A 22,276-nucleotide genomic window follows, 5' to 3' on the forward strand; every position below is an offset into this window, starting at 1 on the left:
GCCCGCCACGGCGGGGCCGCGCTCGGGCCCGCATCATTTCACGCATTCCAGTGCGTACTTCAACCCCTGACCGAGCAGCCCGCGCCACACTTCCCACGTGTGCCCGCCGTCGACGATGCGCAGTTCCGCCGGGTTCTGCGCGCGGCGCAGGTGCGTGTACAGCACGCTCGATTCGGCCTGGATCGTCAGGTCGTCGTCGCCCGCCGCGATGAACATCGGCACGCGCCAGTTGCGCGCGAAATAACCGCGCATCAGCGCCGGGTAGTTCAGCTCGTGCCACACGCGCGGGTCGAACTGCCGGTCGCCGAACACGCCGACATAACGTGCGGCGGAATTGAGCGGCGGCTCGTTCGCGTAGATCGCGGGGCTCAGCAGCATCGCGCCGCAGAACAGGCCCGGCTCGAGCAGCGAGAAACGCAGCGCGCCGAAGCCGCCCATCGACACGCCGCCGATCGCGCGGCCCGCGCGCTGGTTCGACACCGCGAAGTGCGCTTCGACTTCCGGCAGCAGGTCGTTGAGGAACGCGCTCTGCATCTTCTCCTTGCGGTCGACGTACCAGTCGGTGCCGCCTTGCGGCATCACGATCACGACGGGCGGGATCTCGCGGCGCTCGATCAGCGTGTCGGCGGTGGCCTGCAGCCGGCCCTGCGTGATCCAGTCGTTTGCGTTGCCGGCGTTGCCGTGCAGCAGGTACAGCACCGGATAGCGCGCGCCTTCCGGGTTGTAGCCGGGCGGCAGGTAGACCGTGTAAGACCAGTCGCGCTTCAGCGACGCCGACCGGAACGCGCGCAGCACGACGCTGCTGCCCGGATTGACCGAGGGTTCCTGGGCGGCCGGCGCGATCGTCGCGGGCGGGACGGTCGCGGCCGCGGGCGCGGACGACACCGGCGAAACCGCGGGCCCGCCCGGCGTGGCGTGGGCGGTGGCGATGGCACCGGCGATCAGGGCGGCGGCGAACGGAAAGGCGAGTCGGCGCATGGTGAACCGTTTCAGGAGAGGCGCCCGCTATCGTAGCAGCGGCGCATGACGGCGCGGCGCATCATCACCGCGGACGGAACGGGAACGGCAGCCGCGACACGAGCGGCGCATAGAGCTTCGCGACGAGATACAGCAGGCCCATCGCGACGACGTCGGCGGCCAGGCCGAGCGGCACGTTCAGATAGCCTTCGGTCGCCTGGTACAGCAGTGAGTCGACCGCGAGCGAGATGCCGGTGCCGGCGACGAAGCACAGCAGCCCCTGGCGGCCGATCGTGCCGATCCACGGCATTGCATGCGCGACCTTCTTCATCCACCCGAGGTGCACGAGCTTGGCTGCGAGCCACGCGATCGCGAGGAAGTTCGCGAGCCGCAGCGCGCCGAGATTCTGCTTGATCGACGGGTCGGTCGGGAACGGCTCGATGCGCAGCCGGTAGTACGCGCCGGCCGCGACGATCGCGAGCGACACGGCCGTCAGCAGCCAGCCCTGCGGTTTCGGTGCGAGCGTCTGGTAGACGGGCTGGCAGCGTGCGATCACGCCGAGCACGAACAGGAACTGCCACGCGAACGGATTGAAGTCCCACGGCGCGCCTTCGACGGTCGGCAAGAAGCGCGCGATGTGTGGCGCCGCGTACCAGAGCGAGCCGCTGAACGCGAGCATCAACCACGGCTGCGTGCGCGCGAGCGGCAGCGCGAGCGGAACGAGCAGCGCGAAGAACGCATACATAGGCAGCACCGACGCGAGGTACGGCTGGCGGCGGAACAGCAGGATGTCGCGCAGCGCGGCGAGCGGCTTGTGGAGCAGGCCGTCGAGATCGTTGGTCGGCATGTTGGGGCCGTCGATCGAGAATGCGTTCAGCACGGCGGTGATGAGCAGCATCAGGCCGGCCGTCACGAGGAATGCGCGGTAGATCTCGAAGGCACGGCGGATGAAACGCTGGCGCGCGGCAGCCTCGTCGTGGCGCTCGGCGAGCGAGTTGTACGCGATGGCGGTCGCGAAACCGCCGAGGAACACGAACACCTCGGCCGCATCGCACAGCGCGTACGCATGCAGCGTCACGCGCGACAGGATGCTGCCGCCGATGTGGTCGACGACGATCACCAGCAGCACGAGGCCGCGGAAGAAGTCGAGCTCGGCGTAGCGGCCGGCCCGGGCGGCGGCGGTCATCGGGCCGCCTCCCGGCGCGCGCCGCGTGCGCGGCCGGCACCCGCCGCGCATGAATCGGGGTGAAGCATGACTTCGTGAAGAAATGACGAACGGATGCGCATTGTGCCACCGATGTGACGCCGTCCGGGTTTACGCGGATGGTGGGCCGGCCAGCCGCTACCGACAAGCCTGGTCAGGCCATGACGAGGACAGGGCAGTTGGACGAGCGCAACGCTTTGCGTGCCGGTCCCACGCCCATATGGACGGGCGGTTTGCGACGTGACACCATTTTGTCCTCGCGGCCGCACACCGCGCAGTCCGCCCTGCGGGCCACCTCTATAAAACAGACCGAACAATCGCCGGGCGCATGGCCTGCCCGGCACCCGGCTCCGGAGATTCGTCATGAAGAAGCACGTCATTTTTGCCGCCGCGCTGGCCGCTTTTGCCGCGCCGGCCTTCGCGCAGGACAGCGTGACGCTGTACGGCCTGATCGACGAGGGCTTCAACTACACGAACAACGTGAACGTAGGCGGGGTCGGAAAAACGAATTACCAGCTCGCGAGCGGCTACGCGCAGGGCAGTCGCTGGGGCCTGAAGGGCAGCGAGGACCTGGGCGGCGGGCTGAAGGCGATCTTCACGCTGGAAAACGGCTTCGACGTGAACAACGGCCGGTTCAATCAGGGCGGCCGGATGTTCGGCCGCCAGGCGTTCGTCGGGCTGAGCGCGTCGCGCTTCGGCACGCTGACCTTCGGCCGCCAGTACGATTCAGTCGTCGACTATCTCGCGCCGCTGACCGCGAACGGCAACTGGGGCGGCACGCTGTTCTCGCACCCGTTCGACAACGACAACACGGACAACTCGTTCCGCGTCAACAACACGGTCAAGTATGCGAGCCCCGACTGGAACGGGCTGTCGTTCGGCGGCACCTACAGCTTCAGCAACAGCACGGGCTTCTCGACCAACCGCCAGTACAGCATCGGCGCGCAGTATTCGCTGGCCGGGTTGCAGGTCGCGGCTGCCTACCTGCAGGCGAACAGCCCGGGCGTCGGCAACGCGGGCGCGATCGCGGCCGACGATGCGAACTTCGTCGCCGACCGCCTGCGCATCTTCGGCGGCGGCATCAACTACACGTTCGGCCCGGCGACGGTCGGCTTCGTCTATACCAAGACCGACGTGAAGAACCCGGTGTCGACCGTCTACCTGCCGGCGTCGACGTTCTCGGGCCTCGGGCTGACCGCGACCAAGTTCCAGAACTTCGAGATCAACGGCAAGTACCAGCTCACGCCCGATTTCTATCTCGGCGCGCAGTACGTGTACACGGACGGCAAGTTCGACGCCGCGGCCGGTTCGTTCAAGCCGAAGTACCACACCGTCGGGCTGATGGCCGACTACAGCCTGTCCAAGCGCACCGACGTCTACCTGCAGGGCGCATGGCAGAAGGTCGCCGGCGACAAGACCGGCACCGCCGCCGATGGCGGCTACGTGGTCGGGACGGACGGCCCGTCGTCGTCGGCGAACCAGTTCGCGGTGCGCGCCGCGATCCGCCACAAGTTCTGACGCTGACCTGCCGGCGCCCGGGGGCGGATTGCCCCGGTGCCGGCTTTCGTCATGCTGGCCGGTGGGCGTCGTCGAGCGTTTGCGCGAGCCAGTCGACGAAGATCCGCACGCGCGGCGCCAGATGCCGGCCGTTCGGAAACATGACCGACACCGGCAGCGGCGCGGCATGCCATTCCGGCAGCACCTCGACCAGCGAGCCGTCCTCGAGCAGCGGCGCGAGCCCGTCGCGCGGCACCTGGATCAGACCCAGGCCTGCGATGCAGCACGCGAGATACGCCTGCGAGCTGTTTACCGCGACCACGCTGCGCATCTTCACCGTCTGCAGCGCGCCCGAATCCATGTCCGCATATTCCCAGTCCAGCTCACGGCCCGTGCGGCTCGAGAAATAGCCGACCGCGACATGGTCGGGCAAATCGTCCGGCGAGCGCGGCGTGCCGTATCGCGCGAGATACGCGGGCGACGCGCAGTTGATCTGCGCCATCTCGCCGACGCGGCGCGCCACCAGCGACGTGTCGGACAGCACGCCGACCCGCACCGCGCAGTCGATGCCGTCGGAGATGAGATCGACGAAGCGGTCGGTCGTGCTCAGCACGACGCGCAGGTCGGGATAGCGCGCGTGGAAATCCGGCAGCGCCGGAATCACCTTGTTCAGGGCGAAGCGTTCGGGCAGGTCGACGCGGATCACGCCGCGCGGCGCGGCGCCGGCGTCGTCGAACAGCGTCTCGGCATCGTCCAGATCGGCCAGCAGCCGCGTGCAGCGCTCGTAATAGGTGGCGCCCTCGGCGGTCAGCGCGACGCGCCGGGTGGTTCGCTGCAGCAGGCGCACCCGCAGGTGTTTTTCCAGATACTGGACGGCATTGCTGACCGTCGGGCGCGGCAATTGCAACTGCTCGGCCGCTTTCGTGAAGCTGCCGAGGTGGGCGACGCGCGCAAAGATGCGCATTGCATGCAGATGGTCCATGCGGAGCGAAAGCCTGGGCGAATTGGGACAGGCTCCATTGTTAATCAGCGTCGAATGATTTGGTTGGGCGTTTCGCGTTTATCGCGCGCCGCGATGCGTCCAGAATCCGGTTCATTCACTCACCACCGCAAGGAAACGGACATGGACAAGCGTCAACTGGGCCGCACGGGCCCGCAGGTGTCGGCGATCGGGCTCGGCTGCATGGGGATGTCGGATCTCTACGGGCCGGCGGATCGCGACGAAAGCATCGCGACGCTGCACGCGGCGCTCGACAGCGGGATCACGCTGCTCGATACGGGCGACTTCTACGGGATGGGCGACAACGAGATGCTGATCCGCGACGCGCTGCGCGGCCGCACGCGCGACCAGGTGCTGATCAGCGTGAAATTCGGCGCGCTGCGCGACCCGGCCGGCGCGTTCGTCGGCTACGACGCGCGGCCGCAGGCGATCCGCAATTTCGTCGCGTATTCGCTGAAGCGGCTCGGCACCGACCACATCGACATCTACCGGCCGGCGCGCGTCGATCCGGCGGTGCCGATCGAGGAGACGGTCGGCGCGATCGCCGATCTCGTGAAGGCCGGTCATGTGCGCCATATCGGCCTCTCGGAGGTGGGTGCCGACACGATCCGCCGCGCGGCGGCCGTCGCGCCGATCGCCGACCTGCAGATCGAGTACTCGCTGCTGTCGCGCGGGATCGAGGCGGACATCCTGCCCGTGTGTCGCGAACTCGGGATCGGCGTGACGGCCTACGGTGTGCTGTCGCGCGGGCTGCTCGGCGGCGGCTGGAGCGCGGCGCGGCAGGGTGAGCGCGACTTCCGCGCGGCCAGCCCGCGCTTTCAGGGCGAGAACCTCGCGCACAATCTCGCGCTGGTCGACGCACTGCGCGCGATTGCCGACGAAAAGGGCAGCAACCCGGCGCAGATCGCGATCGCGTGGGCGCTGTCGCGCGGCGACGACATCGTGCCGCTGGTCGGCGCGCGCAAGCGCACGCAACTCCAGGACGCGTTGCAGGCGTCTAGGTTGCAACTAACGGTCGATGATCTGACTCGCATCGAAACGGCGGTTCCCGCCGGGGCGGCTGCCGGCGAGCGTTATCCGGCACCCCAGATGGCGCACCTCGACAGCGAGCATGGCCGGGGGCCGACGCACGCGGCCTGAACGGCGGGCATGGCGGGATGATGAGGCGACGCGGCCCGCCGGGTGGGCCCGAGCCAGCCTCAGGCAAAGCCAGATGGCCGGCGGCGTGACGGTGGTTCATCATCGGCGCCGTCTTCAACCGGACGGAACGCCCTCCATGCAAACCCATACGCTGACGATCATCGTGCTGGTCTTTCTGCTGGCCGGCGCGGTCAAGGGCATGATCGGCGTCGGGCTGCCGACGATCGCGATGGGCCTGCTGACGCTCGCGATGCCGCCGTCGGCCGCCGCGAGCCTGCTGCTCGTGCCGTCGTTCATCACCAATGTGTGGCAGCTGTGGCTCGGCCCGTCGTTCGGGCCGTTGCTGCGGCGTCTGTGGCCGCTGCTCGCCGGGCTGACGATCGGCACGCTGACGGGCGGGCTGCCCGCGCTCGCGGGCGGCAGTGCGTGGACCCACGCGGCGCTCGGCGTCGTGCTGGTCGCGTACGGCGGCTGGGGGCTCGCCGCCGCGCGATTGCCCGCGCCGGGCCGACACGAAAAGTGGCTGTCGGCGGCGATCGGCTATCTGACGGGCGTCGTGACGGCCGCCACCGGCGTGTTCGTCGTGCCGGCCGTGCCGTACCTGCAGGCGCTGCGGCTGTCGAAGGATGACCTGATCCAGGCGCTCGGGCTCTCGTTTACCGCGTCGACGATCGCGCTCGGGCTGCAGTTGCGCGTGACGGGCGCGCTGCAGACGGTCGATCTCGGCGTATCGGCGCTGGCGCTCGTGCCGGCACTCGCGGGGATGATCGGCGGGCAATATGCGCGGCGCGTGATGAGCGAGAAGACTTTCAAGCGCTGCTTCTTCGTCGGGATGACCGCGCTCGGCGCCTGCATGGCCGCTTCGGCGTGGCAGTGAGCGGGCATCGCCGACACGCGCCGCGCATGAATGCCCCGAAGCCGGTTTCGAGCGCCGGCTTCGAGGACGCTCACGGAGCGGCGGCCAGGCCGCTCAGGCCGGGTCGGCGTACTTCAGCGTCCACCCGAACGTGCGGGTGACGCCCGCACCGAGCGCGAACGGCGCGGTCTTGCACGCGAAGTTCGAATGCAGCTGGCCGATCGGCGTCGTCGACAGCGGGTTCGTCGCGCCGTTGACCGTGTCGAAGGCGGACAGCGTGCAGGTGTCGAACCCGGACGCCGCATAGCCGGTCGCCGCGCTGTTCGCGTACGTCACCGATGTGCCGTCGCCGTTTGCCTGCGTCGACGCGAAGTCCGCGAACGACGCGAAGTCCGTCTCGACCGACAGGTTACCGGCGAGCGTGCCCGAAGCAAGCGTGTCGCTGCGCGAGATCGTGCCGTGCGCGAACGTCAGCACGGTATGCACCTGGAGGTCGAGATCGGTCGTGTACGCCGCGTTCTTCGACGCGAGACGAAACTTCGCCGTGTCGAACGACACGACCACCTGGCCGTTGGCCTGCTGCACGTTGAGGTTCTTGTAGTACGTGACGGGAACGTAGGTCTTCCCGTTGTACGACACCTGCGGCACCAGCAGTGCATAGCCCAGATCGGTCGTCCCGTAGATCAGCTTGTCGGAGAACGGCACCGGGTAGTACGGCGTGAACGAGTTGTAGTCGGGCGCCTGGCTGAGATTCAGGTTGATGACGCGGCGGCCGTCGCGCACGGTGAGCAGCGCCGCGTCGTACGGATGCGCGGTATCGCCGGGCTGGTTGTACCAGGTGAGCGTGTAGCGCGGCAGCGCGTCGAGCCACGTATCGTAGGCCGCATCGTCCATCGGCGCCTTGCCGCCGAAGCCGAGCTTGTTCCACCACGCGTTCACGTAAAGGTACTGGTGCAGCAGGCTGAAATTCTCGCCCATCACGCGCGGCTTGCCGCGATAGGCGTCCGTGCCGCGACCCTTGACCCACATGTTCACCGACGGCGTCGGCAGCGACGGGTCGTACCAGTACGTGTCGAAGCGACGCGCGGCCCGGTAGATGAACGCGTACGCAATCTGCTTTTCCTGATCGGTCAGCACGCCCGCATTGGCCGCTGCCGTCAGGATCTCCATGAACGCGGAATCGCCGTACGGGCCGATCGAACGGCCGTAGTCGAAGCCCTGGCCGTCGGCGTTCAGCTGCGGCAGGATCAGGTCGACCGACTTGCGCAGATAGCCCTTCAGTTCCGGCGTGAGGTTCGCCTCGTTGCCCATCTCGAACGTGCGCTCGGTCACTTCGCCGATCAGCAGCGTGCTGTAGCGATCGTAGCGCGCCTGGTCGTAATAGGTCGTGTGCGTGTTCGACGCTTCGTCGGAGAACCCGCCCGACGAATCCTTGCGGATGTGGTTCGTCAACGTGTAGAGCAGCGCATCGCGCGCGCCCATCGTCGCGACGGCCGGATCGGTCGCCGACGAGAACGACGGATTGCTCCAGCCGAGTTTTTGCCGCAGGCCGGCAATTCCGTAGGACACCGCATAGTAATTCTGCGCGGTGTTGAGCGACGCAATGTCGATCGGCGTGCCGGCGGCCGGGCAGGTGCTGGTCTTGCCGCTTGCATCGGGGCCGAACATGTCGCAGAAGGTGAGCCGTTGCTGCAGCGTCGCGAGCATCGCGTCGCTGAAGACCTCGTTGAGCATGCCGTGCGCCTTCAGGTTGTTCAGCGCGACGAGGTAGTAGTACTCGCCCCATGACGTATTTGCATACGCATAGTCGCTGCCCGACTGCGCCATCATCGCGGTCGTGATCGTCTGGTACGTCGCCAGATAGCTCGCGTATTGCGGGTCGCCCTTCGACTTCATGTCGATCAGGATGTACGACAGGCCGAGCGCGAGCTTGCCGGGAAGGAATTTGTCGCCGGTGTTCGTGTCGAGCACGTGAACCGGCGAACCGTCGCCGAGATCCATCACGACCTGCGTGAAGTCGGGCGACTTCCGGATCAGGTCGAACAGCGCGCGCATCTGGCCCATCATCGTGACCGGAATGCTCGTGCCCGCCGGCACGCTGGTGTCGGGTGCGCCGTAGACGAGCGCCTGCAACGAGTTCGGCGCGAGCGCCGGTGTCGACGGCGGGGGCGACGAGGGTGGCGGGGCGGTCACGTCGTTGCCGCCGCATGCGCTGACGAACAGGACGGAAAGGGCGCTGAGCGCGGCGCCGAGCGCGAATCTGCTGCGCATATGCATTGTGTCTCCGGGTTTTCGAATAGTGATGAAGGCTTGAATCGCAACTCGGGCAGGCAAGCGTTCTCCCTGCGCGGGCCACGAAGGCGTCGCGCTGAAGGCGCAGGAAAACGTTTTCCAAATTTAGGCATCGATTGCTTCGATGTCAATGCGCTTTCACGCCGGAGACGCCGGTGAAAACCCGGATGGCCGAAACGGCAGCTGTCGTGAAGATGGGGTGTTGATGCCGGAATTACCGCGATTTATTATTATTTTCGCTGCGATGCAGCGTGACATATCGGCAGCGACGGAAGCGTTGGAAAGGTGCTCGGACGGCGCGGTTCCGACGAGATGCAAGAGAAAACGTTACCCCTTAAAATCGAATCAAGCCGGATCTCGACTGTCGATTCTGTCCGGCGGCGGCCCCGCGGCGATGCTAGAGCTGCGCTTCGATCGCCGCCTTGTCGATCACCGACCAGACCTGCCGGATCTTGCCGTCGTGAAATTCGTAGATGACGTTCTCGGCGAACGTGATGCGCGTGCCGTCGACGGCGAGCCCCATGAACGTCCCTTTCGGCGCACACGCGAAGCGAAGCCGGCACGCGATGCGCGGCGGTTCGCACACCAGCAGCCGGATCGCGAAATGGAGATCCGGAATGTCGCGGAAATCCTGCTCGAGCATCACGCGGTAGCCGGCCAGGCCGAGCGGCCGGTCGTTGTGGATCACGTTGTCGGCGACGTACTGGCCGAGCGCCGGCCAGTCCTGGCGGTTCAGGCAGTCGATGTAGGCGCGGTAGTGCGTGGCGAGATCGGGTTTCGTCATGACGGGGTACCTCCTCGTGTATCGCCCGGCGGTTGCGGATGGCGCGGGTGTTCAGCGCGATGCCGTTTCGCCCGACAGATACGACACGAACGCCTGCGTATATTTGGGCAGCGCATCGAACGATCGTGCGCAGAGCGTCAGCTTGCGGTGGCTCCACGCGTCGGACAGCTCGACGAGCCGCACGTCCATCGTCTGCATCGCGCGCTCGGCCGCGTGGCGCGACACGATGCCGATCCCCACGCCGCTTTCGATCACGCGGCAGATCGCATCGAAACTCTTCAGCTGCACACGGTAGCGGATCCGCTTGCCGAGCGCACGCGCCTGGTCCCCGAGATGGACCTGCAGCGCGCTGCCGTCGGTCAGCCCGATGAAATCCGCGTCGGCGATCTCGTCGAACGCAACCTTGTCGCGCGCGGCGAGCGGATGCCCGGCCGGCACGACCGCGATCAGCCAATCCTCGCGGAATGGCTTCTGCGCGAGCCCGCCGAGTCCGACCGAATCGGCGACGATGCCGACCTCGGCCGTCTTGTTGCGGATCGCGTGCACGATTTCCTGGCTCGAGCGCTCCTCGACGCTGATCGACAGTTTCGGATGATGCGGCAGGTACGCGGCGAGCGCGTCGGGCAGGTATTCGCTCAGCGACGCCGTGTTGCAGAGCAGGCGGATATGCCCGCGCAGCCCCTGGCCGTATTGCTGCAGTTCGCCGCGCATGTGGTCGATCTGCTGCAGCACCGTGCGCGCGTGATGCTCGAGCGCGCGGCCGGCGTCGGTCACCTGCGCGCCGGACTTGCTTCGGTGCAGCAGCGGCACGCCGAGTTCGTCCTCCATCCCGCGAATGCGCTCGCTTGCTGCCTGCAGCGTGATGTGCGTGCGCTCGGCGCCGCCCGTGATCGTGCCGGCCTCGCAGATGTTCAGGAAGAGCCGCAGGTCGGTCAGGTCGAATCGCATGGCGGGGTGGGGGCGCGTAAGGATTGGTATGGCCGATAACTTAGCAGGAACCGCCGCACCGGTCTCAGGCTGGGCCTGAGACCCCGTTCGCCGGTTCCGCATTTTCGGGGCGGGATCGATGCCGGATCATGGCCGCATATCAACCGGGGGAGACTGTCATGCGGGTCGATTCGTCGTGGGGTGTGTCGTTCAAGATCGCGTTGCACCTGCTGTTCCTGTGCATCGGGCTCGGGTGGGCCTGCGCGGAGCTGGTCGACTGGCTGCGTTGAGCAGGTGCCCATCGCAGCCGCATCGGCTGTCCGATGCGGCTATATCGATATTGAAACCCATTCGAAATTTCGGCCCATCGCGAAATTTCTTCCGCATCGCGCGCCAGAAACCGTCAAGTTTTCCCGAAATTGACCGTATTACCGGCAACGAGTGTCCGCCGGCGCCTGGTTCGTGATCGTTTGTCATGATTGTTTGCATCCGGTTACACGTCGGCCGTTCCGTTTTTGAGATGCTTGAAAGATTGTCAAACCGGAGTCGATCGTCCATGAAACAGCGCGAGATTTGCCGCAAGTCGGCGTGGCTGTCCGGCCTCGCCGCGGTGCTCGTCATGGCCGGTTGTGCCAGCACGCAGTCCGTCCCGCCGAGCGACACGCTGGCGGGATCGCCGTCGGGGCAGCCCGCCGCCGCACCGGCGGCCACGCCCGCGACGCCGCCGCCCGCACCCATTCTCGTCGCGCAGAAGTACGTGGTGAAACGCGGCGACACGCTGTCGGGCATCGCGTCCGCGAACGACTGCAGCGTCGCCGACCTGCGCACCTGGAACAAGCTCGATGGGCGCGGCAGGCTGCGCATGGGGCAGGTGCTCCGCATCGTTCGCCAGCAGCCGTTGCAGGCATCGGGCGCGAATGGCAGCGCGCCGGCCGCCGCGAGCAATGCGGCGGGCGCCGCGCAGGCGAGCGCGTCGACGGCGAGCGACCGGCAGGTCGTGAAGGAAACCAGGCGGCACACGGGTGCGGTGGCGCTCACGTGGCCCGCGCGCGGCAAGATCGTCGACGCGTTCCGGCCGGGGCAGAACCGCGGCATCCAGATCGCCGGTCGGCCGGGCGACCCGGTTCGCGCGGCGGCCGACGGCCGCGTAATGTACGCGGGTAGCGGCCTGAACGATTACGGCACCCTGATCATCGTCCAGCACAACGCGGATTTCCTCACGGCCTATGCGCACAATCGCAAGCTGCTCGTGAAGACCGGCGACATCGTGCGCCGGGGCGACGAGATCGCCGAGATGGGCGACCTCGACAACTCGCGTGTCGCGCTGCTGTTCGAAGTGCGGCGCGACGGCAAGCCCGTCAATCCGATGCCGTACCTGCCTTCGTCGCAAGGGTGATGCAGGCCGCGCCGCTGGTACGCGGCGGCGCTCGCTGCTACGCTAGGGCCTGTTCATGTGCGTCCCGCCGCATGCGGGGCCGACGGACGTCTTCGGGGATGCGCGGCGTATGCCGTCGCGAGCCGGCCGTCGGCGTGAATGCGTGTGCATCGTCGATGCGCACGTATGTTGCTTCGTGCCACCGTTTCCGACAGAACACCCTTCATCCATGGAACACTCTCCGACACGCCGCTCGCTGTTGCTCGCCGCCGTCGCCGCGCCGTTCGTCGCCGCGTGCTCGTCGGCACCCGTCGCCGAGCAGGGCCGCGCACATGCCGCCCAGGCCGAACTCGCCGCGCTCGAAAAAGCGTCGAACGGCCGGCTCGGCGTCGCCGCACTCGATACGTCGAGCGGCACGCGCATCGCGCATCACGCGCGCGAGCGCTTCCCGCTGTGCGGCACCTACGCGGTCGTCGCCGCCGCCGCGATACTCGCGCGCGGCTCGCTCGACGCGTCGCTGCTGCCGCGCCGCATCCTGTATCGGCGCTATGAAGTCGTGGCCGGCTCGCCGGTGACGGAAAGCCACGTCGACACGGGGATGACGATCGCGCAGCTCTGCACGGCGATGCTGCAGTCGGGCGACAAGGGCGCGGGGAACCTGCTGATGGGCGTGCTCGGCGGTCCGCAGGCCGTCACATCGTTCGCGCACGAAAGCGGCGACACCGCATTCCGGCTGGACCGCTGGGAACCCGAACTGAACCAGGCGGCGCCGCGCGACGAGCGCGATACGTCGACACCGGTCGCGATGGTCGACACGCTGCAGCGGTTGCTGCTCGGCGATACGCTGCGCGAGCCGCAGCGTGCGCAGCTCACGGAATGGATGGCCGGCGGCGCGCGCGGCGCGACCGGAATCGCGGCCGGCGTGCCGCCGGGCTGGCGCATCGCGGACAAGACCGGCACCGGCGGCTACGGCACGACGACCGACGTCGCCGTGCTGTGGCCGCCGTCGCGCGCGCCGATCGTGCTGGCCGTGTCGTTCACGCAGCCGCGTGCAGATGCGGCGGCACGTGCGGACGTCGTTGCGTCGGCGGCGCGCATCGCGACGGGTGCGCTCGCCGCCACGGCCTGAGCGTCCGGTGCACCTCGCGTAAAGCCGGCGTTTGGCTTATCGTGTCGATCAGCGCGCGCCGGTGTCGGCGCGCGGTCTTGCCGCGCCTTCGTTGGGTGCGATCGATCCGTCTACCCCTTCGTCATGCGCCGACTTCCACCCCTGCACGCGCTGCAGATCTTCTCGACGGTGGCACGCCACCGCAGCTTCACGCGCGCGGCCGAGCAGCTGTGCCTTACGCAGGGCGCCGTAAGCCGGCAGATCCAGACACTCGAGGCGCATTACGGCTTTCCGCTGTTCAAGCGGCACGCGAAGGGCCTCACGCTGACGGCGGAGGGCGAGCAATTGCTGCCGGTGGTCAACGAGAGCTTCGCGCGGATCGAGGACATCTCGATGAAGCTCACGCGGCAGCGCACCGATCTCGCGCTGAAGGTGCCGACTTGCGTGATGCGCTGGATGCTGCCGCGCATCATGCGCTTCCAGGGCGAGCATCCCGAGCTCCACGTGCAGATCACGACCGCGTGGCAGCACATCGTCGATTTCTCGACCGAGCCGTTCGATGCGGCGGTCGTCTACGGTACGTCGCCGGGCGCCGGCGTGTTCGCGCTGCCGCTGTTCGACGAGCGCTTGACGCCGGTGTGCGCGCCCGAGCTGCGGCAGGCGGTGCCGCTCGATGCGGTCGGCGATCTCGCGCACCATACGCTGCTGCATCCGACGCGCGACCACCGCGACTGGCGCGCGTGGCTCGATCACGCGGGCGAACGCGCCGTCGACGCGGAGCGCGGGCCGACCTTCGACACGCTCGATCTCGCGACGAATGCGGCGATGCAGGGCTTCGGCGTCGCGATCGGCGACGTGACGCTCGTCGACGACGACGTCGCCGCGCGCCGGCTCGAACGGCCGTTCGACATCGTGCTCGAGACCGGCGCCCGCTATTTCTTCGTCTATCCGGAGAGCATCGGCAGCCAGCAGAAGATCCGCGCGTTCAGCGACTGGATCGCCTGCCATCGCGACTGACGCGCGACGTCTCCTGCAGCAGGCGCTACTGGTACGTCACGACGGCGATCATCGGCGCATGCGCGTTGCCCGCACGGTCAGGTAAAACGATTGCGCGCGAGGCCTGCGTAAAGGTCGTGGTCTTGATCGTGCGCAGGCTGGCCGCGTCGACGAACGCGACTTGCCCGCTCGCCGGGCGCGGGCAGTCGGGGCGCACGTGCGCGTGTGCGGCGTCGGCCGTGTCGAGTGCGAACGAGCACGGCGGCTCGACGATCATGCCGGTGAAGTGGACGACGCCGGACGCGCCGGCGGCAAAAGACGAGGACGACGCCAGAAGCGAGGCAGCCAGGGCAAACGAGGCGGCAAACAGGCGATGCTTCATGACAGGCTCCAGAGAGGAAGCGCGTCGCAGCGGGGCCGCTCGAATGGCAGTCCGTCAACGCTGCGATGCTGTATGCGTAAACGGCAATTCCATTGGACCTCTTGAATGAAAGAACGGGAAATGACGGCAACGAGCAAATGACGCCGTATTCCTCCAATCAATTTATCTCAAATTTGTGCGGCCGCAAGTCAGGGTATTGCCGATGGCGTAAGCTCGCGGCAATCCGGCCAACGGACAGGGGTTTTGCAGGTGAATCGTTGAGAACTCAACGATTCGACGAGGGTGCGAATTGCGGGGTGCAGAAAGAAAAACGGCCGCTCGTGTGACGAGCGGCCGTTTCCGCATCGACGCGGGCGATGCGGCGGTCAGCCCGCGCGCTTGCGCATCGCGCCGACGATCACGAGCAGCACGATCGCGCCGATGATCGACGCGATCCAGCCGGCGCCCTGGCCCGGCGCATACCAGCCGGCAGCGCGGCCGACGTAGCCCGCGACGAGCGAGCCGACGACGCCGAGCACGACGGTCATCAGGATGCCCATTTTGTCGTCGCCGGGCTTGAGCGCACGGGCGAGGAGGCCGACGATGAGCCCGACCACCAGGGTTTCGATGAATTGCAGCATGAACGCCTCCCTATAGCTGTTGACGAAAGGAAATGGACCCGCGCGGCGCGCAAGGGTTCCATTCGGCGGGCGCGCCGGTGCACTGGCGCACCGACGCACGGGGTGCCGAGTATCGCACGCCCGCGCGTCGCACTCATGTCAGGCGACCGGATCGAGGCGGCGGTAGCCTTCGGTCGCGCGCAGCAGCGTGCGCGTGTAGTCGCGTGCGACCTGTCCGGCGCGCACGTCCTCGATCCGCAGCTGTTCGACGATCTCGCCATGCTGCATCACCGCGACGCGCTGGCACAGGAAGCCGATCACCGCGAGGTTGTGGCTCACGAGGATCATCGTCAGTTTGCGTTCGCGATGCAGGCGGCGCAGCAGGTTCAGGATTTCGGCCTGCACCGACACGTCGAGCGCGGACGTCGGCTCGTCGAGCAGCAACACGCGCGGCTCGACAATCAGCGCGCGCGCGATCGCGACACGCTGGCGCTGGCCGCCCGACAGCTGGTGCGGATAGCGGAAGCGGAACGACGGGCCGAGCCCGACTTCGGACAGCGCACGGGCGATGCGCGCGTCGGCGTCGTCGATCGCGTGGATCGACAGCGGCTCGCGCAGCGTCTGGTCCACCGTGAAGCGCGGATGCAGCGACGCGTACGGATCCTGGAACACCATCTGCACGTGGCGGCGAAATGCGCGATCGGGCGTGCCGCCGACGGGCCGCCCGTCGATCGACAGGCTGCCGCCCGCGAGCGGCACGAGGCCGGTCAGCGCGCGCAGCAGCGTCGACTTGCCGGAGCCCGATTCGCCGACGAGTCCGAACACCTCGCCGTCGCGTACCGCGAAGCTGGCATCGCGCACGGCGTCGACGTGACCCGTGCGGGTCGGGAAACGGATCGATGCGTGATCGACGTCGATCATCGTGCGGCCTCCTGCGGTATGTGAGCGGTCGGCGCGGGCGCAGCGGCGTCGAGCCACGCCGGATCGCGCCGCAGCACCGGCAGTTCGTCGGGCGGGTTCACGAGCGGCGGGTTCGCCGCGAGCAGCCCGCGCGTGTAGGGATGCGTCGCATCGCGCAGGTCGCGCGCGGCGCAGGTTTCGACCACGCGCCCCGCATACATCACCGCGACGCGATCGCAGAACGACATCACGAGCGGCAGGTCGTGGCTGACGAACATCAGGCCCGTGTTGTGCCGCGCGATCATCGCGTCGAGCACCGCGAGCACCTGCATCGACACCGCGACGTCGAGCGCGGAGGTCGGCTCGTCGGCGATCAGCAGGCGCGGGCCCGTCGACACCATCATCGCGATCATCACGCGCTGGCCCATGCCGCCCGACAGCTCGTGCGGATACGCATCGGCGACGCGCGCCGGGTCGCGGATCTGCACGGCCGCGAGCGCGTCGACGATCCGCTCGCGCAGCGCGCGGCCGCGCAGGCGCGGCTCGTGCCGCCGGAACGCTTCGCCCATCTGCTTCGCGACGGTCATCACCGGGTTCAGCGAATACTTCGGATCCTGCAGGATCATCCCCATCTGGCTGCCGCACAGGCGTCGGCGTTCGCTCGCGGACATCGCGAGCAGGTCCTGGCCCGCGAAGCGCATCGTGCGGGCCGACCAGCGCGCGGCTTCGGGCAGCAGGCCGAGCAGTGCGCGGCCCGTCAGCGACTTGCCGGAGCCCGATTCGCCGACGATGCCGAGCCGTTCGCCGGGCGCGAGCGTCAGCGACAGGTCGCGCACCGCGTCGGTGACGACGCCGTCGTGCCCGCGAAAGCCGATTTTCAGGCCGTCGATCTCGCAGAGCGGCGCGGGCGCGGTGGTGGAATTCATCGGCATGTCATGCTCCATGGCGGGGATCGAAGACGTCGCGCAGCCCGTCGCCGAGCAGGTTGAATGCGAGGCTCACGAGCAGGATGGCGATACCGGGCAGCGTCGCGACCCACCACGCGTCGAGCAGCACGTTGCGGCCCGACGCGACCATGAAGCCCCACTCGGGGCTCGGCGGCTGCGCGCCGAGGCCGAGAAAGCCGAGGCCCGCGACGGTCAGGATGATGCCGGCCATGTCGAGCGTCGCGCGCACGATCACCGACGACATGCACAGCGGCATGATGTAGCGCAGCAGGATCCGCGGGCCCGACGCGCCTTGCAGCCGCGCGGCGTGGATGTAGTCGGCCTGCGCGATGCGGATCGTCTCCGCGCGCGCGAGCCGCGCATACGCGGGCCACGCGGTGATCGAGATCGCAACGACCGCGTTGATCACGCCGGGCCCGAGCGCGGCCGCGAATGCGAGCGCAAGCACGATCTTCGGGAACGCGAGCGCGATGTCGGTGATGCGCATCAGCACGCTGTCGACGAAGCCGCCGCAATAGCCGGCCGTCGTGCCGATCGCGAGGCCGATCGGCACGACGATCACGACGACGAGCATCGCGATGCCGAGCGTGAGGCGAGAGCCCGCGATCATCCGCGAAAGGATGTCGCGGCCGAGCTGGTCGGTGCCGAGCCAGTGCGATGCGGAGCCGGGCGGCAGCAGCCGGTCCGACAGCACCTGGCGCAGCGGATCGTGCGGCATGATCAGCGGGCCGACGATCGCGACCACGATCAGCGTCACCAGGATCGCGAGCCCGAACAGGTTGAGCGGATTGCCCGCGAAACGGCGCCAGCGGCGGTAGGCGAGGCCGAACGCGGCCTGCGAGCGCGACGCGGGCGCATCGGAAAGCAGCCACGCGCGCAGCGTGAGAGGTTCGGCATTCATGGACGGGTGGCCTTCGGCATGGTCGGTGAAGGAAGCGGGATGGAAACGGTCATGTCGAAGCGGCCCTCAGCGCGCACGCGGATCGAACACACGGTACAGCGCGTCGGTCAGCAGGTTGACGGTGATGAACATCACGCCGATCACGAGCGTCGCGCCGAGCACGGCATTCATGTCGGCGTTCAGGAGCGCGCCGGTCAGGTACGAGCCGAGCCCCGGCCACGCGAACACGATCTCGGTCAGCACCGAGCCTTCGAGCAGGTTGCTGTACGTGAGCGCGATCACGGTGAGCAGCGGCACCGCGATGTTGCCGAACGCATGCCGCCAGATGACGCGCCGCTCGGACAAGCCCTTCGCGCGTGCGGTGACGATGTATTCCTGGCTCAGCTGGTCGAGCATGAACGAGCGCGTCATCCGGCTCAGGTACGCGACCGAGTAGTAGCCGAGGATCGCGGCCGGCAGCGCGATGTGCGACACCGCGTTGCGGAACACGTCCCACTCGCCCGCGAGCGCCGAGTCGATCAGCAGGCTGCCCGTTCGCGGGTCGACCATCCCGTCGTACACCGGATCGAGCCGGCCGGGGCCGCCGACCCAGTGCAGCCGCGCATAGAACAGCAGCAGCCCCATCAGGCCGAGCCAGAATACCGGCACCGAATTGCCGATCAGGCCGACGAAGCGTGCGATGTGGTCGGTCGGCCGGTTGTGCTTCACCGCGGCCGCGACGCCGAGCGGCACGCCGATCGCGATGCCGATCACCGTCGCGATCGTCGCGAGTTCGAGCGTGGCGGGGAACACGCGCCTGATGTCGTCGAGCACCGGGTTCGACGTCAGCAGCGACATGCCGAGATTGCCGTGCAGCACGTCGCGCGCGTAGATCAGGAACTGCGTGACGAGCGGCTTGTCGAGGCCGAGCGCGATGCGCTCGGCCGCGTAGGCCTCGGCCGACGCGCGATCGCCGAGGATCGCGAGCACGGGATCGATCGGCACCTTGCGGCCGATCACGAACGTCAGCGCGAGCAGCCCTGTGAACGTGACGGCGAGCGTGAGCGCCCAGCGCAGCACGCGTAGCACCCAGCGCACGGCCGGGCGCCGCGCGGGCAGCGTGCGCAGTGCTTCGAGGGAGGAGGCGGGAGTCGACATGCGGCGAACCTTATTGCTTCTTCAGGTTACGGTACGACACGAGGTCGTTGATCGGCCCGACTTCGAGCCCGCTCACGCCGGGCCGCGTCGCGACCTGCGCGACCTTCTCGAACATGATCACGAACGGCGAGCGCGCGAGCATTTCCTTCTGCATCGCCTGGTACCGCTGCGCGCGTTGCGCGGCGGTCGGCTCGGCAAGCGCGGCGTCGGTTTCCTTCGTCAGTTGCGGAATGTCCCAGCTGTTGCGCCAGGCCAGCATCTTGTAGCTCGACTTGTCGGAGTTGTCGGGGTTCCATGCGAAACCCTGCGCGTTGCTGTGCGGGTCGATGTAGTCGGCCGACCATTCGCCGATGTAGATGTCGTGCTGGCGCGCGCGGTATTTCGCGAGCGTCTGCTTGTTGTCGCCGGGGATCAGCTGCACCTTGACGCCCGCCTGCGCGAAGTTCGCCTGCACGGCCTGCGCGATCTCCGTGTACGGATAGTCGTTGCGCACGTCCATCGTCACCGAGAAGCCGTTCGGCACGCCGGCCTTCGCGAGCAGCGCCTTCGCCTTCGCGACGTCGAGCTTGTACGGGTTCGCATTCAGCGTGCCGAGGAAGCCTTCGGGCAGGAAGGTCTGGTGCACCTTGTAGGTCGTCTTCACGACGTTGGCCTGGAGGCCCGCATAGTCGACCAGCCACTTCAGCGCTTCCTGCACGTCGGGCTTCGCGAGCGTCGGGTTCTTCGTGTTCAGGCCGAGATACAGCAGCGTCGCCTGCGGCGAGGCCGTGACTTTCGCCTTGCCCGACTTCACGACCGATGCGAGATCGTCCGGGCTCAGGTCGCGCGCCGCGTCGACGTCGCCGTTTTCCAGCAGCAGTCGCTGGCTCGCCGCTTCGGGCACGTGGCGCAGCACGATGCGCTTCATCGCGAGCGGCAGCCGGTAGCCGTCGAAGCGTTGCAGCACGATGCTGTCGCTGGGCGACCACTTGACGAGCTTGTACGCGCCGGAGCCGGCCTCGTTGGTCTTCAACCACGCGTTGCCGAAGTCGTTGCCCTGCTGGTGCGACAGCAGCAATTTCTTGTCGAGCACCGACGCGGGCCACGAGCCGAGCACGTTGAGCACGAAAGTCGGCGCGTATTTGTGATCGGTCGTGATCGACACCGTCTGGTCGTCCAGCTTCTTCACGTTCGCCACGACGTTGGCCTTCGTGAGCCCGATGCCGGTCAGCACCGCGGCCGGTCCCTTGTCGAGCAGCACCGCGCGCTGGATCGACCATGCGACGTCGTCGGCCGTCAGCGGGTTGCCAGAGTGGAACTTGAGGCCCGAGCGCAGCTTGAACGTGTAGGTCAGCCCGTCGGCGCTCACCGTCCACGACTGCGCGACGTCGCCGTTGAATTTCGACGGATCGCGCAGGTCCACGCGCACGAGCCGGTCGTACGTGTTCGCGACGTACTCCTCAGGCACCAGCTCGTAGATTTCGCCCGGATCGAGCGTCGTGAATTCGTCGAGCAGCGTGGCCATCACGAACATGTCCTTCGGCGTTTCCGCATGGGCGGTGGAAAGCGGAACGGCGGCGAACAGGGACGCGGCGGCCAGCGCCGCGACGAGCCGGGAGGTCGGGAATTTCATGGGCGCTTCTCCATCTGTCGTTTGAGTCGTTGAACGTGAACCTGCATGAAAAAGGGGGCGTGCAGCATCGTTACATCAGGCGCCACGGGCCGCTCGCCGCGTTGTCGATCTGCGGCAGCGCATGCGAACCGGGCAGCTCGTAGTGCCACCACTCGCTGTCGATATGCGCGAAGCCGGCCGCATGCATGACGCCGAGCAGCAGCAGCCGGTTGCGTTGCACGTGCTCGGGCAACCCCGCGTGAAAGTGACCCGACGCGGCCACCATCTCGTCGAAGCCGGTGCCCATGTCGAGCGGCTCGCCGTTCGCGCCGACGAGCGTCAGGTCCAGCGCGGTGCCGCGGCTGTGGTTCGACCCGCGGCCGAGATCGGCGACGAAGTTCGGATCCGGCAGGAAATCCCACAGCACCTGCTGCGCCTCCGGGGGCCGGTACGCGTCGTAGATGCGCAGCGTGAAGCCGGCCTGCGCGGCGACGTCGACCGCGCGGCGCAGCGCGGCTTCGGCCGGCTCGAGCAGCAGACAGTGCGCGTTGCGGTAGATCGGCTTGCCGGTCAGGTTGTGCTCGGTCGCGTAGACGAGATCGATCTCGATGCGATGCGTGGCGGGCGTGATTTCGACGAGACGGTGATGGTTCATCGGCGGTCCGGTTGACTCAGGATTCGAATTGGTCGAACGTGCGCTGCAGTTCGCGATTGCGCGCGACGCGCCGGTCGACCGCGGGACCGAGGCGGTCGACCACGGCGGTGATCAGCAGGTTGAACAGGCAGGTGAGCGGCGCGAGCGAATCCCAGAACTGGCCGACGTCGGTCTTCACCTGCAGCAGGTCGGCCGGCCATTCGCGCGCCCACGGGCAATACAGATCGGTGACGAGCGCGAACGGCTGGCGGCGTTCGGCGGCGGCCTGGCAATAGCGGCGCGCGCTGCGCGAATACGCGCGCGTGTCGGTGACGATGCAGTACGGCCGTTCGAACTCGGAATTCAGCGAATCGACGTACGAGCCCGACTGGCCGTCGGAATAGAACACGCGTGGGCGCAGGTATTCGAGATAGCTGCTGAACGCATTGCTGATGCCGCGGGTCGACTGGATGCCGAGGATGAATACGGCATCGGCATGCGCGATCCGGTCCGCGACCTGCGCGAACACCGGTTCTTCGGCGAGCCGGTACACGTGGCGGATCGCGTCGAGCTCGCGGTCGAGCGACGACGCGAGCGTGCCGCTGCTGCGATCGCTGTCGCCTTCGCCGGCGGTCGTTTGCGTGGCGGCGGCGCGGCGGTACTCGTCGAGGCGGTCGGTGATCATCCATGGGCGATCGCTGCCGCCACGCAGTTCGCGTTTCAGGTCGTCGAGATTCCGGTAGCCGACGCTGCGCAGGAATCGCCCGACCGAAATGCCGCTGGTGCCGGTCTGCTGCGCGATCTGGTCGGCGGTTTCGAGGCCGAGCCGATCGAGGTTCGCGAGCATGTAGCTCGCGATACGCTTCGCGGTCGGCGTCAGCTCGGCAAAGCGGGATTCGACGGTATGGGCGAATGCGCTGGTCATCGGGCTGTTAGATCGTTGTCATTGGATGATTCTTTGACATCTATCTAACAAAGCCAAAATCATTGGCGCCAGCGAATAAAAACTATCGTTTGACAGGAGGTGATAGGGGCGGACGTGCGCGTCC

General features: G+C 67.6%; 21 protein-coding genes. 6 read left to right on the forward strand and 15 right to left on the reverse strand.

The genetic code is table 11. The features are described from left to right. Positions 1-33: 33 nt before the first annotated feature. Both WS66_RS04785 and WS66_RS04790 read right to left on the reverse strand, forming a co-directional pair. Positions 34-978 (reverse strand): alpha/beta hydrolase, encoded by a 945-nt coding sequence (locus WS66_RS04785; RefSeq protein WP_059607148.1) that lies wholly within the window; start codon positions 976-978, stop codon positions 34-36. Between the two features lie 64 nt (positions 979-1,042). After that, a complete protein-coding gene (locus WS66_RS04790) occupies positions 1,043-2,143 on the reverse strand; it encodes an OpgC domain-containing protein (RefSeq protein ID WP_059607315.1) in 1,101 nt (366 codons plus the stop codon). A gap of 381 nt (positions 2,144-2,524) precedes the next feature. On the opposite strand from WS66_RS04790, the gene WS66_RS04800 reads away from it, so the two are divergent. Further along, the gene (locus WS66_RS04800; RefSeq protein WP_059607150.1) at positions 2,525-3,679 is read left to right on the forward strand and encodes a porin; all 1,155 of its coding nucleotides are present in this window, start codon (positions 2,525-2,527) and stop codon (positions 3,677-3,679) included. A 49-nt stretch (positions 3,680-3,728) separates the two neighbouring features. Here WS66_RS04800 and WS66_RS04805 read toward each other — a convergent pair whose 3' ends face one another. Beyond that, the gene (locus WS66_RS04805) at positions 3,729-4,640 is read right to left on the reverse strand and encodes a LysR family transcriptional regulator (protein WP_059607152.1); all 912 of its coding nucleotides are present in this window, start codon (positions 4,638-4,640) and stop codon (positions 3,729-3,731) included. 141 nt (positions 4,641-4,781) lie between these two features. Here WS66_RS04805 and WS66_RS04810 point away from each other — a divergent pair, with 141 nt between their 5' ends. Then, positions 4,782-5,798, forward strand: coding sequence for an aldo/keto reductase (locus WS66_RS04810; RefSeq protein WP_059607155.1), 1,017 nt, complete (start codon positions 4,782-4,784; stop codon positions 5,796-5,798). A 136-nt stretch (positions 5,799-5,934) separates the two neighbouring features. Beyond that, positions 5,935-6,675, forward strand: coding sequence for a sulfite exporter TauE/SafE family protein (locus tag WS66_RS04815; RefSeq protein WP_059607157.1), 741 nt, complete (start codon positions 5,935-5,937; stop codon positions 6,673-6,675). A 93-nt stretch (positions 6,676-6,768) separates the two neighbouring features. On the opposite strand, the gene WS66_RS04820 is transcribed toward WS66_RS04815, so the two are convergent. The 3 genes from WS66_RS04820 to WS66_RS04830 all read right to left on the reverse strand — a co-directional run bounded on the left by WS66_RS04820 (position 6,769) and on the right by WS66_RS04830 (position 10,678). Further along, on the reverse strand, positions 6,769-8,931 hold the full coding sequence (locus WS66_RS04820) for a hypothetical protein (protein ID WP_059607158.1): 2,163 nt from the start codon (positions 8,929-8,931) through the stop codon (positions 6,769-6,771). 412 nt (positions 8,932-9,343) lie between these two features. Then, the gene (locus tag WS66_RS04825; RefSeq protein WP_059607160.1) at positions 9,344-9,730 is read right to left on the reverse strand and encodes an ester cyclase; all 387 of its coding nucleotides are present in this window, start codon (positions 9,728-9,730) and stop codon (positions 9,344-9,346) included. Between the two features lie 51 nt (positions 9,731-9,781). Continuing rightward, positions 9,782-10,678 (reverse strand): LysR substrate-binding domain-containing protein, encoded by an 897-nt coding sequence (locus tag WS66_RS04830; protein WP_059607162.1) that lies wholly within the window; start codon positions 10,676-10,678, stop codon positions 9,782-9,784. A gap of 535 nt (positions 10,679-11,213) precedes the next feature. On the opposite strand from WS66_RS04830, the gene WS66_RS04835 reads away from it, so the two are divergent. The 3 genes from WS66_RS04835 to WS66_RS04845 all read left to right on the forward strand — a co-directional run bounded on the left by WS66_RS04835 (position 11,214) and on the right by WS66_RS04845 (position 14,157). Further along, positions 11,214-12,053, forward strand: a complete 840-nt coding sequence (locus WS66_RS04835) for a peptidoglycan DD-metalloendopeptidase family protein (RefSeq protein ID WP_059607164.1) — start codon at positions 11,214-11,216, stop codon at positions 12,051-12,053. A gap of 208 nt (positions 12,054-12,261) precedes the next feature. After that, entirely contained in the window at positions 12,262-13,161 is a 900-nt protein-coding gene (bla, locus tag WS66_RS04840) for a class A beta-lactamase (protein ID WP_059607166.1), read from the forward strand. A 123-nt stretch (positions 13,162-13,284) separates the two neighbouring features. After that, complete coding sequence (locus WS66_RS04845) at positions 13,285-14,157, forward strand: LysR substrate-binding domain-containing protein (RefSeq protein ID WP_059607168.1); 873 nt, start codon at positions 13,285-13,287, stop codon at positions 14,155-14,157. A 25-nt stretch (positions 14,158-14,182) separates the two neighbouring features. Here the strand turns inward: WS66_RS04845 and WS66_RS04850 are convergent, their stop codons facing one another. The 9 genes from WS66_RS04850 to sapR form a co-directional block, all read right to left on the reverse strand. After that, positions 14,183-14,518 (reverse strand): hypothetical protein, encoded by a 336-nt coding sequence (locus WS66_RS04850; protein ID WP_059607169.1) that lies wholly within the window; start codon positions 14,516-14,518, stop codon positions 14,183-14,185. Between the two features lie 365 nt (positions 14,519-14,883). Next, positions 14,884-15,138, reverse strand: coding sequence for a GlsB/YeaQ/YmgE family stress response membrane protein (locus WS66_RS04855; RefSeq protein WP_059607170.1), 255 nt, complete (start codon positions 15,136-15,138; stop codon positions 14,884-14,886). A gap of 138 nt (positions 15,139-15,276) precedes the next feature. Next, positions 15,277-16,038 (reverse strand): ABC transporter ATP-binding protein, encoded by a 762-nt coding sequence (locus tag WS66_RS04860; RefSeq protein WP_059607172.1) that lies wholly within the window; start codon positions 16,036-16,038, stop codon positions 15,277-15,279. After that, positions 16,035-16,949 carry an ABC transporter ATP-binding protein gene (locus WS66_RS04865; protein ID WP_059607174.1) on the reverse strand — a complete coding sequence of 305 codons (915 nt, stop codon included), beginning with the start codon at positions 16,947-16,949 and terminating at the stop codon, positions 16,035-16,037. The genes WS66_RS04860 and WS66_RS04865 overlap by 4 nt, the downstream gene beginning before the upstream one ends. A gap of 1 nt (position 16,950) precedes the next feature. After that, complete coding sequence (gene nikC, locus WS66_RS04870; RefSeq protein WP_059607176.1) at positions 16,951-17,865, reverse strand: nickel transporter permease; 915 nt, start codon at positions 17,863-17,865, stop codon at positions 16,951-16,953. A 66-nt stretch (positions 17,866-17,931) separates the two neighbouring features. Continuing rightward, positions 17,932-19,002, reverse strand: coding sequence for an ABC transporter permease (locus WS66_RS04875; protein WP_059607178.1), 1,071 nt, complete (start codon positions 19,000-19,002; stop codon positions 17,932-17,934). A 10-nt stretch (positions 19,003-19,012) separates the two neighbouring features. Continuing rightward, the gene (locus WS66_RS04880; protein WP_059607180.1) at positions 19,013-20,614 is read right to left on the reverse strand and encodes an ABC transporter substrate-binding protein; all 1,602 of its coding nucleotides are present in this window, start codon (positions 20,612-20,614) and stop codon (positions 19,013-19,015) included. 70 nt (positions 20,615-20,684) lie between these two features. Next, complete coding sequence (ddpX, locus tag WS66_RS04885) at positions 20,685-21,248, reverse strand: D-alanyl-D-alanine dipeptidase (protein ID WP_059607182.1); 564 nt, start codon at positions 21,246-21,248, stop codon at positions 20,685-20,687. Between the two features lie 16 nt (positions 21,249-21,264). Next, complete coding sequence (gene sapR / locus WS66_RS04890) at positions 21,265-22,152, reverse strand: sap1 transcriptional regulator SapR (protein WP_059607184.1); 888 nt, start codon at positions 22,150-22,152, stop codon at positions 21,265-21,267. Between the last annotated feature and the right edge of the window lie 124 nt (positions 22,153-22,276).

This window comes from Burkholderia sp. LA-2-3-30-S1-D2, assembly GCF_001523915.2.
Classification (GTDB): domain Bacteria; phylum Pseudomonadota; class Gammaproteobacteria; order Burkholderiales; family Burkholderiaceae; genus Burkholderia; species Burkholderia diffusa.

Bases quoted from the DNA above. Each gene is read 5' to 3' on its own strand.
- WS66_RS04800 (WP_059607150.1), top strand. From the start codon at position 2,525: ATGAAGAAGCACGTCATTTTTGCCGCCGCGCTGGCCGCTTTTGCCGCG.
- nikC (WP_059607176.1), bottom strand. From the start codon at position 17,865: ATGAATGCCGAACCTCTCACGCTGCGCGCGTGGCTGCTTTCCGATGCG.
- WS66_RS04790 (WP_059607315.1), bottom strand. From the start codon at position 2,143: ATGACCGCCGCCGCCCGGGCCGGCCGCTACGCCGAGCTCGACTTCTTC.
- WS66_RS04860 (WP_059607172.1), bottom strand. From the start codon at position 16,038: ATGATCGACGTCGATCACGCATCGATCCGTTTCCCGACCCGCACGGGT.
- WS66_RS04835 (WP_059607164.1), top strand. From the start codon at position 11,214: ATGAAACAGCGCGAGATTTGCCGCAAGTCGGCGTGGCTGTCCGGCCTC.
- WS66_RS04855 (WP_059607170.1), bottom strand. From the start codon at position 15,138: ATGCTGCAATTCATCGAAACCCTGGTGGTCGGGCTCATCGTCGGCCTC.
- WS66_RS04805 (WP_059607152.1), bottom strand. From the start codon at position 4,640: ATGGACCATCTGCATGCAATGCGCATCTTTGCGCGCGTCGCCCACCTC.
- WS66_RS04875 (WP_059607178.1), bottom strand. From the start codon at position 19,002: ATGTCGACTCCCGCCTCCTCCCTCGAAGCACTGCGCACGCTGCCCGCG.
- WS66_RS04865 (WP_059607174.1), bottom strand. From the start codon at position 16,949: ATGCCGATGAATTCCACCACCGCGCCCGCGCCGCTCTGCGAGATCGAC.
- WS66_RS04850 (WP_059607169.1), bottom strand. From the start codon at position 14,518: ATGAAGCATCGCCTGTTTGCCGCCTCGTTTGCCCTGGCTGCCTCGCTT.
- ddpX (WP_059607182.1), bottom strand. From the start codon at position 21,248: ATGAACCATCACCGTCTCGTCGAAATCACGCCCGCCACGCATCGCATC.
- WS66_RS04785 (WP_059607148.1), bottom strand. From the start codon at position 978: ATGCGCCGACTCGCCTTTCCGTTCGCCGCCGCCCTGATCGCCGGTGCC.
- WS66_RS04825 (WP_059607160.1), bottom strand. From the start codon at position 9,730: ATGACGAAACCCGATCTCGCCACGCACTACCGCGCCTACATCGACTGC.
- WS66_RS04880 (WP_059607180.1), bottom strand. From the start codon at position 20,614: ATGAAATTCCCGACCTCCCGGCTCGTCGCGGCGCTGGCCGCCGCGTCC.
- WS66_RS04810 (WP_059607155.1), top strand. From the start codon at position 4,782: ATGGACAAGCGTCAACTGGGCCGCACGGGCCCGCAGGTGTCGGCGATC.
- WS66_RS04830 (WP_059607162.1), bottom strand. From the start codon at position 10,678: ATGCGATTCGACCTGACCGACCTGCGGCTCTTCCTGAACATCTGCGAG.
- bla (WP_059607166.1), top strand. From the start codon at position 12,262: ATGGAACACTCTCCGACACGCCGCTCGCTGTTGCTCGCCGCCGTCGCC.
- sapR (WP_059607184.1), bottom strand. From the start codon at position 22,152: ATGACCAGCGCATTCGCCCATACCGTCGAATCCCGCTTTGCCGAGCTG.
- WS66_RS04815 (WP_059607157.1), top strand. From the start codon at position 5,935: ATGCAAACCCATACGCTGACGATCATCGTGCTGGTCTTTCTGCTGGCC.
- WS66_RS04845 (WP_059607168.1), top strand. From the start codon at position 13,285: ATGCGCCGACTTCCACCCCTGCACGCGCTGCAGATCTTCTCGACGGTG.
- WS66_RS04820 (WP_059607158.1), bottom strand. From the start codon at position 8,931: ATGCATATGCGCAGCAGATTCGCGCTCGGCGCCGCGCTCAGCGCCCTT.